We start from the raw sequence: 14,391 nt of genomic DNA, 5'->3' as shown, positions 1-14,391 counted from the left end.
CGCCGCGGCGACACCCGACACGGCACCTCGCCGGCGCAACCGCGCTCACGGCCTCCCTGACCGGCCTGCGCCGGCGGATCACCAAACGGCAGCTTTCGGTGGCGGCGGTCGTGCTGGCCGCACTGGTCGTCGTCGGCGCGATCGCTCTGGCGATGCACACCATGGTCAGCGGCGACGCGCCCTCCCAAAGCGCGACCACCGCGGTCGCGGTCACGCCAGGAGGAGTTCCCCGCCGGACCGCCGCTGGAATGGGCCAAGTCGGCCACCTGGTCATCGCCGGTCCTCATGCCCGAGGCCAAGAAGGTCGCCGTCGTCGACGGCACCAAAGTCGGCATCGTCACCGCCGACCGTCAGGTGGCCCTCGTTGACGACCAGGGCAGCACCGTGTGGTCACATCACCTGCCTGGCGGCACGGTCCGATCACCGCTGACGCTCACGATGATCGACAACTCTCGCGCTCTGGCGATCCACGTCGGAGACCGCCTAGCGTGGTGGATGGTGGACGACGGCACCGAGGGTGGCGTCGCCCTGCCCAGCGAGACGGCGCCGATCACCTGGCGCGGCGACACTCCCCTCATCGGCACCTCCACCGACACCGTGGCTCTCATTCAGGCCGGGCAGCTCGCCACCGTGAAGGTTCCCCAAGGTGCCACCGCAGTCAGCGCGTGGACGGACGGTCACGTCAACGCCGGCGCGCCCACCGGCTGGTGGCAGCTCAAACCCGGCCAGGAAGCCGGAAACGCCCACCCCTGGGAAACCCCCGCATCCAAGCCCGAGACCTTAACCGTCATCGACGCGATGGGCCCAGCAATCGCCACCGTCCACCCAAGCAGCACCGGCAAAGGTCTTGAGGTCGTCATCCATCAGGACACCGGCGACGGCATTCACCGCCTGATGGCGGGCCAAGTCCCCGGCGCCAAACCCGGAGACGCCCTGAACTGGTTCCCCAGCTCGTCGAGGACGTGGGCGATCGTGGCGACGCGCCCCACCAGCGCAGACAAGAAGGCCGCAGAGGGACGTGCCCTGGTCGATCTGCAACGCGGCACGGTCACAGACCTTGGCGGACCTCTCTCGGTCGCCTCGGTCATCGCCGATCGCGCCTTCGGCACCATCAACGGTCAGCGCGTCGTAGTCTCCCCAGACGCACCGACCGGACTCATGAGCCCATCCGAGTCCGTCGTCGAGGAAGTGCTCGGCCGCAACGCGCTCGTGCGCAGCTCATCCAACGGCCAGGAACGCATTTGGCTCCTGCCACCCAACCCCGCCGTCCCGACCGTCAAGAAGTGAGTGAGCCCGTGCGTACTCCCCGCATCACCATCGCCGCCCTCGTCGCCCTGACCGCCGGGACCGGCCTCATGCCTGCCCCCGCCGCGGCTGCCGACCCCACCCCGGCCGACGCCGTGACGGTCATCATCCCCGTCACGACCGACGTCGTGACCGTCACCGTCTCGCGAGACCCATCCACCCGGACCGCACCCCTCATGGTGGCGGACCCCACCAACACTGCGCGGCCCGTGCCGGGCACCACCGAGCAGCCTGCACCGACCTCATCGGCCTTCACCGCCGCCCCGACGAGCACCAACGCCCCCGCGACGCAAGCTCCGATGGCACCGGCAGACCCGACCGTCACGCTCACCACCGAACCGGCGACCCCAACCACGACGAACCCGGTTGCGACGATCACCCAGACGGCTACGAGCGTGCCGACTCCCCCGCTGACTCAGGCACCCTCACGGCACACCCAAACGAGCACCAGCTCGCCCACGACGACGGCCGACCCGACCCCGAAACAGACCGTGGCTGACACAGCCTCACCGGCGCCAGCACAGGTTGCCCCCGAAGGTCAGCAGGCGCCGCAGGCCACCCGCGACACCCCGACCGCAGCAGCGCCCGCCCAGCGGCAGGTCTCCACCGGCCAGAACGCTTCCGGACTGACTTGGAAGCACGGCGTGTTCGCCCATTCCCTCGATCGCGTCGGGCGCTTCCAGGACGTCACCGGCCGCAAGGTCGACACACTCTCCGTCGCCCCCGCACGCGGTTCGTGGGCCACGATCATGGACCCGTGGTGGATGGCTCGCCCCGCGGGCTTCACCGGCACGCTCGACGTCGCCGTTCCCCTCTGGCAGGAGGACGGCGACCTCGCCACGGCCGCCGCGGGCGGCTACAACGCGCAGTGGGAAGAGCTGGGCCGGATGATCGAAAAGAGCTACCCCGGCTCCACCGCCCGCATCGGTTGGGAGTTCAACCTCGGAGGATGGAAGCACCACGCCACCCCGGAGAACGTCGAGCAGTGGAAGCAGGCTTTCCGACACGCCTCGACGTCACTCAAGAAGGGCGGACCGTCGCTACTGGTGACGTGGAACCCCAACAAGGGCAAGGGCGATTCCCTCCCCGACGCAAGCATGGCTTGGCCCGGTGACGACGTCGTTGACGTCGTGGGACTCGACGCATACGACTGGTGGCCCGCCTACAACGAATCGACGTGGCCGCAACACCGCGACGAAGACCAGGGCTGGAAGCATTGGGTCGATTTCGCCCGTTCGCACGGCAAGAAGTTCGCCGTTCCCGAGTGGGGAGTCGCGCCCGGCAACAAGCAGGGCGGCGGCGACAACCCGTTCTATATCGCGACGGTGATGGACTACCTCGCCTCCGAGCACGCCAAGGACGGAATCATCCAGGGCGAGTCCTACTTCGACGAGCCAGAGGCATACATCGCCAACTCCATCGGCGACGGGCAGGTCCCCCAGGCAGTTAAGGCATTAAAGGCACAACTTGACAAGAGCGCGAGCCAATCGGTCTCGACGCTGCCTGCACCTGCGACCCCGCAGCAGGCCGCGACCGGAGCACCATCCACCACGGCGGCGCCATCCACAGCGGCGGCCGAGACCACCGGAATGCCCACGACCTCAGCACCGCCGGTCCCCGGTGATAGCACCGCAACTCCCCAGCAGATCGAGACCCAGACCGCTCAAGAGGCGGAGCCCAGCAGCCAGACGACCAGCCAGGGACAGTGGAGCGCCCCCCAGGACGACTCGCACGGCCCAACCCCCTGACCTCATTCGCTCCCCTCGGCACCAAGGAGACTCCTCATGACTCGCCCTCGCCTCACCCACGCCGGTCTTATCGCCATCGCCCCCCTCGCCTTCGGTGTTGCCCTGCTCGGCGCGCAGCCGGCGCAGGCCGACGAGCTGCCCACCAGCAGCACCCCCGAATCGCCGATGAGCACACCTGCCGACCCCGACCCCACCGCGGCCGACGAAGCAAGCAATGCGCCGGTCGCGGCCACCGCCGAGGAGTCACCCCCTCGGACGGCTCCGACCAGTCCTCACCGATTCCAGATCAGGCCACAAGCGAGCCGAGCGCAGCGAACAACGTCGACACGCCGCCTCCCGCCGAGGAGACACCCGAGCCCGTCGACACGACACCCCCCGACGAGCCCGAGCCTGACGACACGCCCCACCGCGACCAGCCGCCCGCAGCAACAACCCCTCCTGCCACTCCTCGTGAGGCCGAGGAGACGCCCACCCCTGTCACGACGAGCGCACCGCCGGACCCGGCCACCGACGCACCCAGCACCACGAGCACGGCTGCACCCTCGACGACCGAGACGGCCGCGCCCAGCAGCTCGACGACCGCACCGGCACCCGAGGAGACGGCCGCGCCGGCACCGAGCACCAGCTCGACGACCGCACCGGCACCCGAGGAGACGGCCGCGCCCAGCAGCTCGACGACCGCACCGGCACCCGAGGAGACGGCCGCGCCCAGCAGCTCGACGACCGCACCGGCACCCGAGGAGACGGCCGCACCAGCACCGACGACCGAGACGGCCGCGCCCAGCAGCTCGACGACCGCACCGGCACCCGAGGAGACGGCCGCGCCGGCACCGAGCACCAGCTCGACGACCGCACCGGCACCCGAGGAGACGGCCGCACCAGCACCGACGACCGAGACGGCCGCGCCCAGCAGCTCGACGACCGCACCGGCACCCGAGGAGACGGCCGCGCCGGCACCGAGCACCAGCACGACTGCACCCTCGACGGCCGCGCCTGCGGTGACGCCTAGGAGTCAACACCTCGAGAGCGCGCCGAAGGTCACGGTGTCTGTCCCCTCGTCGGTGCCCGATGTGACGGTGGCCGTCTCCTCGACCCCGGTCGCAGATACCGCGCCTGATCCTGTGTCGCCTGTCCTTGTGGCGACGCCCACCACGGCCGCTCCGGCATCGGGCACGGCGACTGCGCCGGCCCCAACCACGAGCACGGCCGCGCCCTCGACGGCCGCACCAAGCACCAGCTCGCCGACCACGAGCACGGCCGCACCAGCACCGGCCAGCTCGACGACCCCACCCTCGCCGAGCACGACGACCGCGCCGGCCACGAGCACGACCGCGCCGGCCACGAGCACGGCCGCACCGAGCACCAGCTCGCCGACCACGAGCACGGCCGCACCAGCACCGGCCAGCTCGACGACCCCACCCTCGCCGAGCACGACGACCGCGCCGGCCACGAGCACGACCGCGCCGGCCACGAGCACGACCGCGCCGGCCACGAGCACGGCCGCACCGAGCACCAGCTCGCCGACCACGAGCACGGCCGCACCAGCACCGGCCAGCTCGACGACCCCACCCTCGCCGAGCACGACGACCGCGCCGGCCACGAGCACCACGAAAGAGGCTGCACCGGCACCGAAGGTGCCCGAGACCAGCGCACCCAAGCCGCCGGCGCCCGCTGAGGCACCTGCCCCGGCGCAGACCAGCAAGCCGCGACCAGCACCAGCCCCGGCCACCGAGACGCCCGCGCCGACACGCGAACCGAGCCCGCCTGTTCCTGCTCCCCCGATGGAGACAGCCGCGCCGGCTCCTCGCCCAACACGGCCTGCGCCGACGTCGCCCTCACCTAGCAGCACGACCCCAACTGAGGGACCGGAACCGATCGACCCCCGGCGTCAATTCCGTCATCGCCGACAACCTCGGACCCGTCCCCCACTTCCACGCCTCGGATTCCGACCACAAGCCAAATCGCCCCCCAGCGCGGCACAGCACCAGCTCGAAGCCAGCAGGTCACGCCTGCACCACACGCTCAACGCCCCGCGCCCGGTGCGAGCCCTGCACCCGCAACGCCGGCGGCGCCGGCCGTCGAGCCCCACGTCGAGGCATTGGCCGTGACTCCCCCGAGCCGCTGCCCCTCGCTGAGCGGCCCGCCGCGAAGATCGGCGGCAAGGACGTCACCAGCACTGACGTCCCGTCCGGTCAATCCTGGCCGACCGGCAACGTCGTGACCGCCACCGCTATCGGGTCCGGGAAAGCCCGCAGCGGCGAGGACGTCACCGTGGTCACCGCACGCGACAGCAGCTCACTGACCCCCGCGGTCCGCAAGCAACTGAGCGCGATCAAGGGTCAAGTCGTGGTCGCGGTCCCGCTCAACGCCGGCGACTGGACGACGATCGCCCGAGCCACCCCTAGCCCCATCGTGCGCCTCACCCCGGCCGGACCGACCAGCGCAGGCGCGCAGCAGGTCGTGGCCGCCACCAAGGCGATCCTCGCTGCCAACCCACGGGCACGCGTGGAATGGGTCGTCCCGATCGACGCCGACCCTGACACCATCGCGAACGCGTCCTCCGCGGCGAAGGTCGTCGACACCATCGCGGTCACGATCCCCGCTGACGCCCACTGGCCTCGCACAATGCGGGACCTGACCGACTGGACGACCTGGGCCTCAGCACACCGCAAGCGCGTGTCCGTCGTGCAGCAGGTCGACGCGACCACCCGGCCCGGCCTTGTCCGCTCAGTCAACGACTGGATCGGTGTCCAAGCCAAGAGCCGCCGCATCGCCTACAGCGCCACCACCACCCAGAACTGAGAAACGACCTTGACGCACCGCCCGCGAGACTGCGCCGGGGCACGGCGGGCGGTGTCGTCTGTGGTCAAGCACTCCCCCGCCTAGCACCCCGACGCCCTGGGCAACCTGGTCACGGCGTGCGTCATGAGCTGGGCAGGGACATCACAATGCGAATGCCACGACCCCGAACACGGCGAGGACACCGCCCCAGAGCATGAAGCTCACCCCCTCACCCCCGTGCCCGTTGATCTCGGACAGCCCGCCTATGACCAGGAGATCGGTTGCGCGAGTTCTGCTGACGCCCAGGTGTCAACGCGGGATGAGCACAGAGCGTCACGTCGATTGGAACGCATCCGGTCTGGAACCGCGGACGTGGCGCTTGGGTGTCACTGCAAGATGGGCAACTCGACCTCGCCGGCCATGCGATCACGAGCTGCTGTGAACGGGTAGGCACCGCCGCCGTGCACAACATCGTGGATCACCCGGCGGGAGCATCCGTAGTCGGCTGCGAGCTGGGTCAACTTCTCCCCCGTCGCGGCGCGGCGACGCACGGCCGCGACGGCATCCGGGTCAAGGGCTCGCTTCCGTCCCTTGTAGACCCCGCGCTTCTTCGCCTGCTCGATCCCCTCACGCTGCCGCTCACGCAAGATCGACCGCTCAAACTGCGCGAACGCGCCGATCATCTGCCGCTGGAACACCGCGAACGGGTCATCGACGCCCGGCGCGAAAACGAGACGGTTCGTGACGAACTCGATCTCGACGCCCTTAGCGGTCAGGGTCTCAACCCATGCTTCAAGGTCGACCAGGGAACGGGCGAGGCGGTCAAGTGACGACACACGCACGCGATCGCCGGCGCGGACGTACGCCAGCAACTCGTTCAATCCAGGCCGCTCCACGCCGTGCGCGCCGGACAGCCGGTCGGTGAACAGGCGGTCGACCTCGCCGATGGCTGCGAGCTGCCGGTCGAGGTTCTGGTCCTCGGTCGAGACTCGCGCATAGCCGACCACTTGACCCTTGGGTGTCATAGTTCTAGAGCCTATCCCGCAGTGGGCAGGAACGTCGGCATCTACCCTATCCCTCACCGTCAGCGACCAGCGCGAAGGTGTGCAGATAGGGAGTAGCCCAGCTCCTCGGTGACGTACTCGCGCGCGTCGGGGTTCTCGGTGATGTTCACCTCGACGTAGGGGACGCCCTTGCTGTCGAGCATCATCTTCGTCATGCGGCACTTCCCACACTGCGGGCCGGTCGTGTAGACGGTTAGCGCTTCCATTTGGTAATCCTCCCACCCCTCGTTTTTTTGCCGTGAAGGCGAATTCATTCGCCGCTAGGGAGGGCGGCCGGAGTGCTAGTGACCGTGGAATACCGGACTGAGCGCAGCGAGGGAGGATATGCCGCGAAAGCACTAGCGCGCAGGTTGGCCGACCGTACGCTGCCGAAGGCTTCACGGCAAAAGAACGGGCCGACAGGCCCCTGCAGTCGGCCGGCTCCGTCCGGCCGTCCGTTAGCCGGCGCCGGCTCCGTCCGGCGTCGGCCGCTGTAGAGGCTCCCCGCCGCGCGGTCTGGGGGCGACGTGGCGGCGGGGAGCGGGTGCCGGGGCTGCGTGTCTCGCTGGGGGACGCGGACTAGGCCGCCGACGCGACCCACCCTATTGCGTTGGGCCGCGTAGCGGTATTGGAGTTATTGCCGGTGTTCGGTGTAGAGCGTGACGATTCGGGCGGCGACGTTCCACACGTCGTCGGGGGATACCTCGTCGAGGAGGATCGTTCGCGTTCCGCCGTCGAGGTCGATCCACCAGACCGGGCGCACGGTGTCGGCGTCGATCCCGGCCCGGTGTGCGGCGAGGTCTGATGACGGGTCGACGGGGCCGAAGTAGAGCTGAGGGGCCCAGCTATCCGCGCCCATGTCGGTGTAGAGCGTCGTGGGGAAGGGGAGGAGTCGGGCGAGGTCGTCGAGGAGGGCGGCGACGTCGGTTTCTGTGAGGGTGTGCACGGGGGTTCTCCTGTCTGGTCGGGGTGGTCAGTCGGCGGCGAGGTCGTAGCCGCCGAAGGGCGAGCGGGATTCGACGTGTCGGCCGCCGTGCGGCCCTCGGATGGTGCGGACGGGGGAGCCGGGGCGCTGCCACTCGGCGGGGTAGTTGGCCGCGCACCACTTGGCGGCGGCGGCTCGTGCCTTCTTCTCGTCGGTGGCCGCTGCGGCGGGGCGGGGCATGATCGGGAGTGATCGCCAGCCGGGCAGGGCGTGGTCGTGCCACGCCTCTACGGCGTCGTTCTCGCGCTCGCTGATGACGTGCCAGGCGCAGCCGGGGCACACGGCCTGATAGCGACCGCCGCCGGGGAGCGGGTCGGCGCTGTGGTCGTGGTCGGCCTCTTTGCACCAGGCGTCGGCGTAGAACATGTGCAGCTCGTGGCCGTCGGCGGTCGCTGCGCGCTCGCCCTGGTTGTAGCTGTTGCGGTGCCACATGTGGGAGCGGGGGATGCATCCGAAGCCGCCGAACTCGGCGCGGTAGCGGTCGAATGCTGCATCCAGCTCGGCGGGGCTGTAGTAGCTGGTCGTGTAGGCCAGGGGCGCGCCGTCCCATGCGGTGGCGGCGACGGCCTCGCGCTCGAACTCGGCCAGGTCGAACAGGGTTTCCGCGGTCATCGTTCCTTCTCCTCTGACGGTCTTGACGGCAATAGAGTTATTGCCGCTCAGGCGGCTACGGCCTCGGGCTGCTCGGTGAGCGCGTCGGCCAGGGCGTGAGCTGCGCGCAGCACGTTTGCCGCGGTGGCCTTGATCGTCTCGGCGTCGCAGTTGCTCCACCCGGCGACGTATCCGACGCTGTAGGCGCTGGTGTCGAGTCCGAGAATCCCGGCGACGACGTAGGCGACGCTCTCGGCCTCGGTTTCCTTGGTGCCGCGGTGCTCGACGTACTCGGCGTGATCTTCGTCCGCGTGCAGGATGACGTGCGCGGCCTCGTGAAGTCCGGTCTTTGCAGCCTGGGCGGGGGAGAGGTCGGAATCGAGCACGACGCGACGGCCCTCGGGGTCGGTGTAGCCGTGTGCACCGCCGGGGATGCTCTCGCGCTCGACGGTCCAGCCCTTGCCGGTGAGGTAGTCGGCCACGGCGTCGAAGATGCCCGCGGGGTCGTCTCCGGTCAGCGGCCGCGCGATGTCGGTCGGGTCGCCCGCCTCGGGGTCGATGAGGTCGGTCTGTCCCATGTCGAACACGGACACCGGGAAGAACAGCGTTCGGCGCTGCTCCTCGTCCTCGCCGGTCTTGGGGTTCTCGACCGTCTCGCGCACGTCGCGGCCGCCGAAGATACGGATTCCGCGCTCACCCTTGCGCACCTGGCGGTTGAGCTTCTGCCACGTCCGGTAACCGGCGACGTGGGACGCCTCGGGGCACTGGCCGAAGATCAACAACAGGTTGTTGATGCTGTAGCGGTGGAATGCCTTCGTGAAGTCCAGGAACCGCGCCCACGCCTCCGACTCGCGCAGCGCCTCGACCTGCTCCGCGATCGTGGCTTGCAGCTCCTCGGCCTCGGCGCGACGCTGCTCGGGGGTCTTGGTGGTCTTGACGTTGCGTGCCATGTTCGGAACCTTCCGTGCCGGTAATAGGGTTATTTCTCTGCTCATCCCCTCCACGTTTTTTTGCCGTGAAGGCGGTTTACCGCCGCTAGGGAGGATGCCCGGAGCTCAACCCGTAGGGCGGTGGGGGAGAGAGTTTCGGCGCGAAATAAGGGAGCGCAGCGACCGCGTGCCGAAAGTCTCGGAGGAGCCGGCGGCGCAGCCGCTTGGGTGGAGGGTTGACGACCGTATGCTGCCGAAGGCTTCACGGCAAAAGAACGGGCCGTAGGCCCTGACTGTGCCGGCACCGCCGGCTCGACCAGCGAGCCCCTGGGCTCGCCTCCGCGCAGCGGATCGGCTCTACGCGACGCGGCGCTGCGGGGTGTCGAGCAGCTTCACGGCTGGCCCGTCGCAGTACCGGCACCGGACGCCGACGGTCATCCCGTGGGAGCAATAGCCGGGGTCGATCCACTCGCCGTCGGCGTCGACGTCGGCGGGGGTCTCGTCGACAACGGTTCTCGAGCGGAGATCTCCGTCGGCGTCGCGCTCGTAGGGGCGCACGGCCGTTCCCTCGCGCTCCTCGATGATGATCCGTCGAGCTGCGGCGTAGTCCAGCCGGCCATCGGCTCGGCGCGGGTGCGGGCCGTAGGCGTGGGTGCCGTCGTCGGGGACGAGGGAGAGTTGACCGCGGCTCGGTCGACTTCGGGCATCGGGTCGACGGGGTGCGTGCATCCACGCTTCCTCGGCCTTCCACCAGGCCCATGCTTCGCGCTCGACGCGGTAGCGGTCTACGCGGGCGTCGAGTCGGCCGGCGACTCCGGCGCGCTCGGCGGCCGCGTCGGGGGAGTGGGCGTAGACGCGGTGCCATCCGTCCCGGCTGCGCTCGACGATGCCGGCGTAGGTGAGGCGGTCGAGGAGTCGACGGGTTCGGAGAGGATCGGCGCCGATGGTGGGGGAGAGTTCGTCGAGGGTGCGAGCTGTGGAATCGATTCGTGCGTAGAGGTTCCCGGCCAGGTGTCCGAGCGCGGGGCGGGTAGCGGTGAACAGGTCATGTGCGGCATCCGTCGTTCGTGTGCGCAGCGTTGCGAGGAGCGTAGTTCTCTCAGCGGCCCCGGCCCCAGGGGGGCGCGGGTCCGCTTGTGACCGGGCATGATCCGTGTTGCTGTGGAGAGTGCTCTGCGGGTCGATCGTCCAGTGAGCGGCGCGGGGGCCGTCCGCGGCCGCGGTCTGGGCGATCCATCCGTCCTCTGCGAGGCGCAGCAGCGCCGTCCTGGCCGTCTCGCGGCCGACCCCGGCCAACAGGGCCAGGCGGCGGGTGTCGGCCTCCACGGAGGCGCTGAGGGCGTGCAGGGCGAGGAAGCTCAGCACGTCGAGGATGCGGCGATCGGCGGGGCCGCCTCCGCGGGTCCAGCGGCCGGCGGCCGCGTCGGCGCGGAGCTGCACGTCGCGGACGTGCGCGGCCATCGCGTCGGCGCGGCGGTCGAACGTGGGATCGTCCCCGATCTGGCGGTCACTCGCGGCGACGTAGCGCACGGCCTTGTTCCACTGTCGGCCGAGCACGGCGGCCTGCTCGCCTCGGGGGCGAGCTGCGCGGCCGCGGGTGGTGACGCGGCTGCGGACGTGCTCTAGGCCGGGCTCGGTGTCGACGAGGGCGGCGACGTCGGCGTGCCGCCACCTGGCGGCCGCTGCGCCGATCAGGACGCGCCAGAGCGTCGCTGAGGCGTCGATGGGTGTCTCTCGGAGAGCTGCGGAGCTGTTGGCGGGGAGCTGGCGGCGTGGGCCGGCCAGGTGCAGGCGGCCGTGGGAGTCGAGGGGGAGCGGTGAGCGGGGGTCGATGGGCCGTGCGGGCTCGGTGTCGTCGACGAGGCCGGCGACGAGGCTCACGAGCGCGCGGACCTGTGCCGCGGTGGCCGTGGGGGCGCGCAGCGCGTCCAGGTCGCCGCTGAGGACCGTGGAGTGCCCGCCGGCACGGTGGGGCGCTCCTGGTGGCCGCACACAGCCGGTTACGGCGTTGCTGAGCGGCGACAGGTCGAGGGTGGGGCACAGGTGCTTGGTGAGGCGGGCGAGGGTGGCGACGGTTTCAGCGTCGACGGACTCGCCTAAGCCGACCCACAGGTGCCGGCCGCCGGTCGGCCCGGACTCGCAGAGGACGTAGGGCAGGCCGACGTCGCGGAGGAGGCCGCCGAGCACGTCGGCGTCGCGAGCTGCGGCCGCGGGGTCGCCGTGGGCGTCGAGGTCGAACGCGAGGAGACGGAATCGCTTGTCGGGGCCGGCGAGGTAGACAGCCCACGGGCGCTCAGGAGCGGCCGTGCCGATCGCGCGATCCCGGTAGTCGTTCAGGACGGTGCCATAGGCGTCGACGACGGCCACGCGCACGCGCGGCCGCGGGCTCACTGCTGTGGTGAGTGCCCACGACTCGCTGAGAACGCGATATCGCTTTTGAGGAGCGCGCGCTATGATGGCACCACCTTTCGACTTCGGTCGCTGGGTACAGCGAAGGTCCGGTTCCTTACCGGCTTTTTCTGGAACTGCCTTGATCTACCAGGTCGCCAAACTCAGAGGATCAGGCACTTAGCTTCGGCCCCCGTCTCGTAGAGGCGGGGGGTTCGCTCGTTCTATGCGGCTTTCGAGGTTGCCTCCTTGGCCGTGTTCAGCTCGGGGATCGGCAGCTCTGCTGCGCGATCGCGCGGGCGCGGCGGTGCGTACTGAGGCATTCCCAGTGCGTCGGCCGCGAGCATCACCAGGTACTCGCCATAGGAGAGTCCGGCGGCATCTGCGTTCTGCTTCAAGATCGCGCCGAACTCTACGGGGGCTTCGCCAGAATGGCGTCGCGACGTCCCTTGCTCGGCCTTCCGTTCTGAGTACCCATGCGCGCCAGTCTCTCGGTTTTCCTTAACACAAAGGGGAGGACACGCCGACGGCCACAGGTGTAGTTCACTGCGCCCGCTCGATGGTGCACTCAACGTCCCCCAGAAGGATCGTCGATCCCTCCGGGATCGTGGTGGGCTGGCCGGGGGTGAGCCACCGCGGCGGGGTCGACTGCGATCGTCGCGTGTGTGCGCGAGAGCATCCGGCCCGGTGTGGCGATGCTGAGGGGTTCGTGGCCGGCGATCGGCTCGGGGTTGCGGCAGTCGTGGTCGCAGGGCGTCGACGTGTGGGGTGATTCGGGCATGCGGAAGCTGTGGAGCGCCTCGAACGTGAAGGTCTACGGCGGCGGTGTCTCCGAAGATGCGTTCCTGGAAAGCCTCTCCAAGCTGATCGGTGACTACGACCGGCAGGCGTCGTCGGTGTCCTCCGGTCGTGGCGGGCGCAGCGTGAATCAGCAGCTCCACCGTGAGCGCATCCTGGACGTGGCCGACCTGGCCGCGATGCCGAAGGGTCGCGCCGTGGTGCTCTCGTCGGGGAACCGCCCGACGCTGATTCGCACGCAGCCGTGGATGACCGGCCCGCACGTCGAGAAGGTCAAGGCGTCGATCGCAGCTCACGACCCGCAGGCGTCGCGGACGATCATCGAGGCGCAGGAGTCGGTGCGTGAGGTCGCGGCCACCGTCGACGGGAACGGGGCGGCCTGATGAGCGACAACTGGGGCGACGCTCCCGCTGACGAGGGGATCGAGGCGGAACCGTTCGAGCTGGACGAGGGCGACGAGCCCGACCCGCGCGACGTCCCCGACGACGCCGAGCTGCCGGAGCTGCCGGAGCGCGAGCCCGGCCGGCTGTTCGGGATCGACATTGCCGACGTCGCGACGAACCTCGCGGCCCCGGCGATTCGCGCCGCGGTGCAGAAGGCCATCACCGCGGCGGTGAAGGATGCCGTCGCGGCCGAGGTCGACGAGGCGCTGGACCCCTCAGTGATCGAGGAGCTGCAAGCGCAGGCGGCCACGGCCGCCCGTCGTGCGGTCACCGCGGCGATGGATGCCCTCGACGAGGAGGAGCCGGCCGACGAGGAGCCGGCGCTGTACTACGGCTCGGTCGACGAGTTCGTGCGCGAGTACCTGGTGAAGAACTACCGTCGCCGCGTCGACGGGGAGCGCAGCGTGTGGGCGGCCGACTGGTGGAACTACCCGGAGGCCGTGATTCGGCTCGACGCTCTGTGGCGGGCGTGGGAGCATCTACGCCTGGACCCGACGACGGGAATGAGCGTCTGGTTCCGCGATCACGCCGAGCACCACATGAGCGTCCTGCTCGACCCTCACGGCCCGTTCGCGGCCGCCGGGGCTGGTGATGGCCGGGTGAACACGAACGACGATCAGAAGGGCGCTGAGCTGCCGTACACGGCACCCCCGAAGGGTTTGTACCCGGACCTGCGCGAGGAGCCGCCTACGGGCGTCTGAGCGCACAACGAGAGAGGGACCGGCCCAGTGGGTCGGTCCCTCTCTCGTGCGCTTAGACGGCTGCTCAGGCAGTCTTGGCGACGGTCCGCGCGTCGGGGTCTTTCCCGAACCGGCGAATGTAGGCCTGTCGGAGTTCTTGGAGCTGCGCCCGCTCGCGATCGCTGATCGGCTCGGCTTTGCCAGCCGCGATCCGACGCTGCAAGCTGCTTGCCTTCTTCGTCACTTCACCCACGGTAGCCACCTCCATCTACTACTAGTTTCCGCCGATACGGGCTCGCTGTCTACGCCGCTCGCGTCCTGCAAGTTCTGCATCGTGCGGTAGATCATCTTGCCCTCCGTCTCGGTCGCTTCGTCGAACAGCGCCACCAGGGCGTCGTTCGCGACTTCGCGGTCAGTCTGATTGTCAGAACCAGCTTGCCCGAGCGCCCATTCCGCCCGCTTCCACCATTGCTCGCGTGCGGCGTTCTCGCGCGCGATCAGTGTCGACCGGTAGGCCGGGTAGAAAGCGACCGCGGCCGCGCCGATGGCGAACAGGCCCGCCATCGGCGGGCCTGACCAGAACGCGCGCCAAAATGCGTCGTCCGCGAACGGTGGGAGGAGGCTACGCGCGCCGAACCCGACGGCCGCCGCGACGACTCCGACGCTAACGAGCTGCGCGATGCGCCTCCCGCGGACGCTC

The 14,391-nt window shown here is 69.9% G+C and carries 16 protein-coding genes; 5 read left to right on the top strand and 11 right to left on the bottom strand.

Annotated elements, in window-relative coordinates:
- Positions 1-285 precede the first annotated feature (285 nt).
- Complete coding sequence (locus QQK49_RS21705) at positions 286-1,287, top strand: hypothetical protein (RefSeq protein ID WP_284306011.1); 1,002 nt, start codon at positions 286-288, stop codon at positions 1,285-1,287.
- The gene (locus tag QQK49_RS21700; protein WP_284306010.1) at positions 1,284-3,053 is read left to right on the top strand and encodes a glycosyl hydrolase; all 1,770 of its coding nucleotides are present in this window, start codon (positions 1,284-1,286) and stop codon (positions 3,051-3,053) included. The genes QQK49_RS21705 and QQK49_RS21700 overlap by 4 nt, the downstream gene beginning before the upstream one ends.
- A gap of 286 nt (positions 3,054-3,339) precedes the next feature.
- Here the strand turns inward: QQK49_RS21700 and QQK49_RS21695 are convergent, their stop codons facing one another.
- On the bottom strand, positions 3,340-4,023 hold the full coding sequence (locus QQK49_RS21695; protein ID WP_284306009.1) for a TrbL/VirB6 family protein: 684 nt from the start codon (positions 4,021-4,023) through the stop codon (positions 3,340-3,342).
- A 42-nt stretch (positions 4,024-4,065) separates the two neighbouring features.
- A complete protein-coding gene (locus tag QQK49_RS21690) occupies positions 4,066-4,662 on the bottom strand; it encodes a hypothetical protein (RefSeq protein ID WP_284306008.1) in 597 nt (198 codons plus the stop codon).
- Between the two features lie 608 nt (positions 4,663-5,270).
- Between QQK49_RS21690 and QQK49_RS21685 the strand changes: the two genes are divergently transcribed.
- Positions 5,271-5,855, top strand: coding sequence for a hypothetical protein (locus QQK49_RS21685; protein WP_284306007.1), 585 nt, complete (start codon positions 5,271-5,273; stop codon positions 5,853-5,855).
- Between the two features lie 365 nt (positions 5,856-6,220).
- Here QQK49_RS21685 and QQK49_RS21680 read toward each other — a convergent pair whose 3' ends face one another.
- The 7 genes from QQK49_RS21680 to QQK49_RS21650 all read right to left on the bottom strand — a co-directional run bounded on the left by QQK49_RS21680 (position 6,221) and on the right by QQK49_RS21650 (position 12,168).
- Entirely contained in the window at positions 6,221-6,859 is a 639-nt protein-coding gene (locus tag QQK49_RS21680) for a recombinase family protein (protein ID WP_284306006.1), read from the bottom strand.
- A 59-nt stretch (positions 6,860-6,918) separates the two neighbouring features.
- Positions 6,919-7,104 (bottom strand): glutaredoxin family protein, encoded by a 186-nt coding sequence (locus tag QQK49_RS21675; protein ID WP_284306005.1) that lies wholly within the window; start codon positions 7,102-7,104, stop codon positions 6,919-6,921.
- Between the two features lie 407 nt (positions 7,105-7,511).
- The gene (locus tag QQK49_RS21670; RefSeq protein ID WP_005053814.1) at positions 7,512-7,823 is read right to left on the bottom strand and encodes a hypothetical protein; all 312 of its coding nucleotides are present in this window, start codon (positions 7,821-7,823) and stop codon (positions 7,512-7,514) included.
- Positions 7,824-7,850: 27 nt separating this feature from the next.
- Positions 7,851-8,474, bottom strand: coding sequence for a DUF6349 family protein (locus tag QQK49_RS21665; protein WP_071643367.1), 624 nt, complete (start codon positions 8,472-8,474; stop codon positions 7,851-7,853).
- Between the two features lie 47 nt (positions 8,475-8,521).
- Positions 8,522-9,403 carry an ArdC-like ssDNA-binding domain-containing protein gene (locus tag QQK49_RS21660; protein WP_005053810.1) on the bottom strand — a complete coding sequence of 294 codons (882 nt, stop codon included), beginning with the start codon at positions 9,401-9,403 and terminating at the stop codon, positions 8,522-8,524.
- Positions 9,404-9,739: 336 nt separating this feature from the next.
- Positions 9,740-11,773, bottom strand: a complete 2,034-nt coding sequence (locus tag QQK49_RS21655) for a hypothetical protein (protein ID WP_250646276.1) — start codon at positions 11,771-11,773, stop codon at positions 9,740-9,742.
- 221 nt (positions 11,774-11,994) lie between these two features.
- Entirely contained in the window at positions 11,995-12,168 is a 174-nt protein-coding gene (locus QQK49_RS21650; RefSeq protein ID WP_282848691.1) for a hypothetical protein, read from the bottom strand.
- A gap of 267 nt (positions 12,169-12,435) precedes the next feature.
- On the opposite strand from QQK49_RS21650, the gene QQK49_RS21645 reads away from it, so the two are divergent.
- Positions 12,436-12,951, top strand: coding sequence for a TraM recognition domain-containing protein (locus tag QQK49_RS21645; RefSeq protein WP_284306001.1), 516 nt, complete (start codon positions 12,436-12,438; stop codon positions 12,949-12,951).
- Positions 12,951-13,712, top strand: a complete 762-nt coding sequence (locus tag QQK49_RS21640; RefSeq protein WP_175988857.1) for a DUF4913 domain-containing protein — start codon at positions 12,951-12,953, stop codon at positions 13,710-13,712. The genes QQK49_RS21645 and QQK49_RS21640 overlap by 1 nt, the downstream gene beginning before the upstream one ends.
- 64 nt (positions 13,713-13,776) lie before the next feature.
- On the opposite strand, the gene QQK49_RS21635 is transcribed toward QQK49_RS21640, so the two are convergent.
- Both QQK49_RS21635 and QQK49_RS21630 read right to left on the bottom strand, forming a co-directional pair.
- Positions 13,777-13,935, bottom strand: a complete 159-nt coding sequence (locus QQK49_RS21635) for a hypothetical protein (RefSeq protein WP_175988855.1) — start codon at positions 13,933-13,935, stop codon at positions 13,777-13,779.
- Positions 13,932-14,391: hypothetical protein (locus tag QQK49_RS21630; RefSeq protein ID WP_284305996.1), on the bottom strand; the 460-nt coding region annotated here is incomplete at its 5' end. The genes QQK49_RS21635 and QQK49_RS21630, both read right to left, overlap by 4 nt.

It is taken from the genome of Mobilicoccus caccae, from assembly GCF_030161635.1.
Lineage (GTDB): Bacteria > Actinomycetota > Actinomycetes > Actinomycetales > Dermatophilaceae > Mobilicoccus > Mobilicoccus caccae.
Note: the sequence above shows the minus strand (reverse complement) of the source record. Positions and strands in the feature narration are given on the sequence as shown.

Coding starts and splice junctions, on each gene's coding strand:
- QQK49_RS21680 (WP_284306006.1), bottom strand. CDS start 6,859: ATGACACCCAAGGGTCAAGTGGTCGGCTATGCGCGAGTCTCGACCGAG.
- QQK49_RS21660 (WP_005053810.1), bottom strand. CDS start 9,403: ATGGCACGCAACGTCAAGACCACCAAGACCCCCGAGCAGCGTCGCGCC.
- QQK49_RS21705 (WP_284306011.1), top strand. CDS start 286: ATGCCCGAGGCCAAGAAGGTCGCCGTCGTCGACGGCACCAAAGTCGGC.
- QQK49_RS21665 (WP_071643367.1), bottom strand. CDS start 8,474: ATGACCGCGGAAACCCTGTTCGACCTGGCCGAGTTCGAGCGCGAGGCC.
- QQK49_RS21675 (WP_284306005.1), bottom strand. CDS start 7,104: ATGGAAGCGCTAACCGTCTACACGACCGGCCCGCAGTGTGGGAAGTGC.
- QQK49_RS21640 (WP_175988857.1), top strand. CDS start 12,951: ATGAGCGACAACTGGGGCGACGCTCCCGCTGACGAGGGGATCGAGGCG.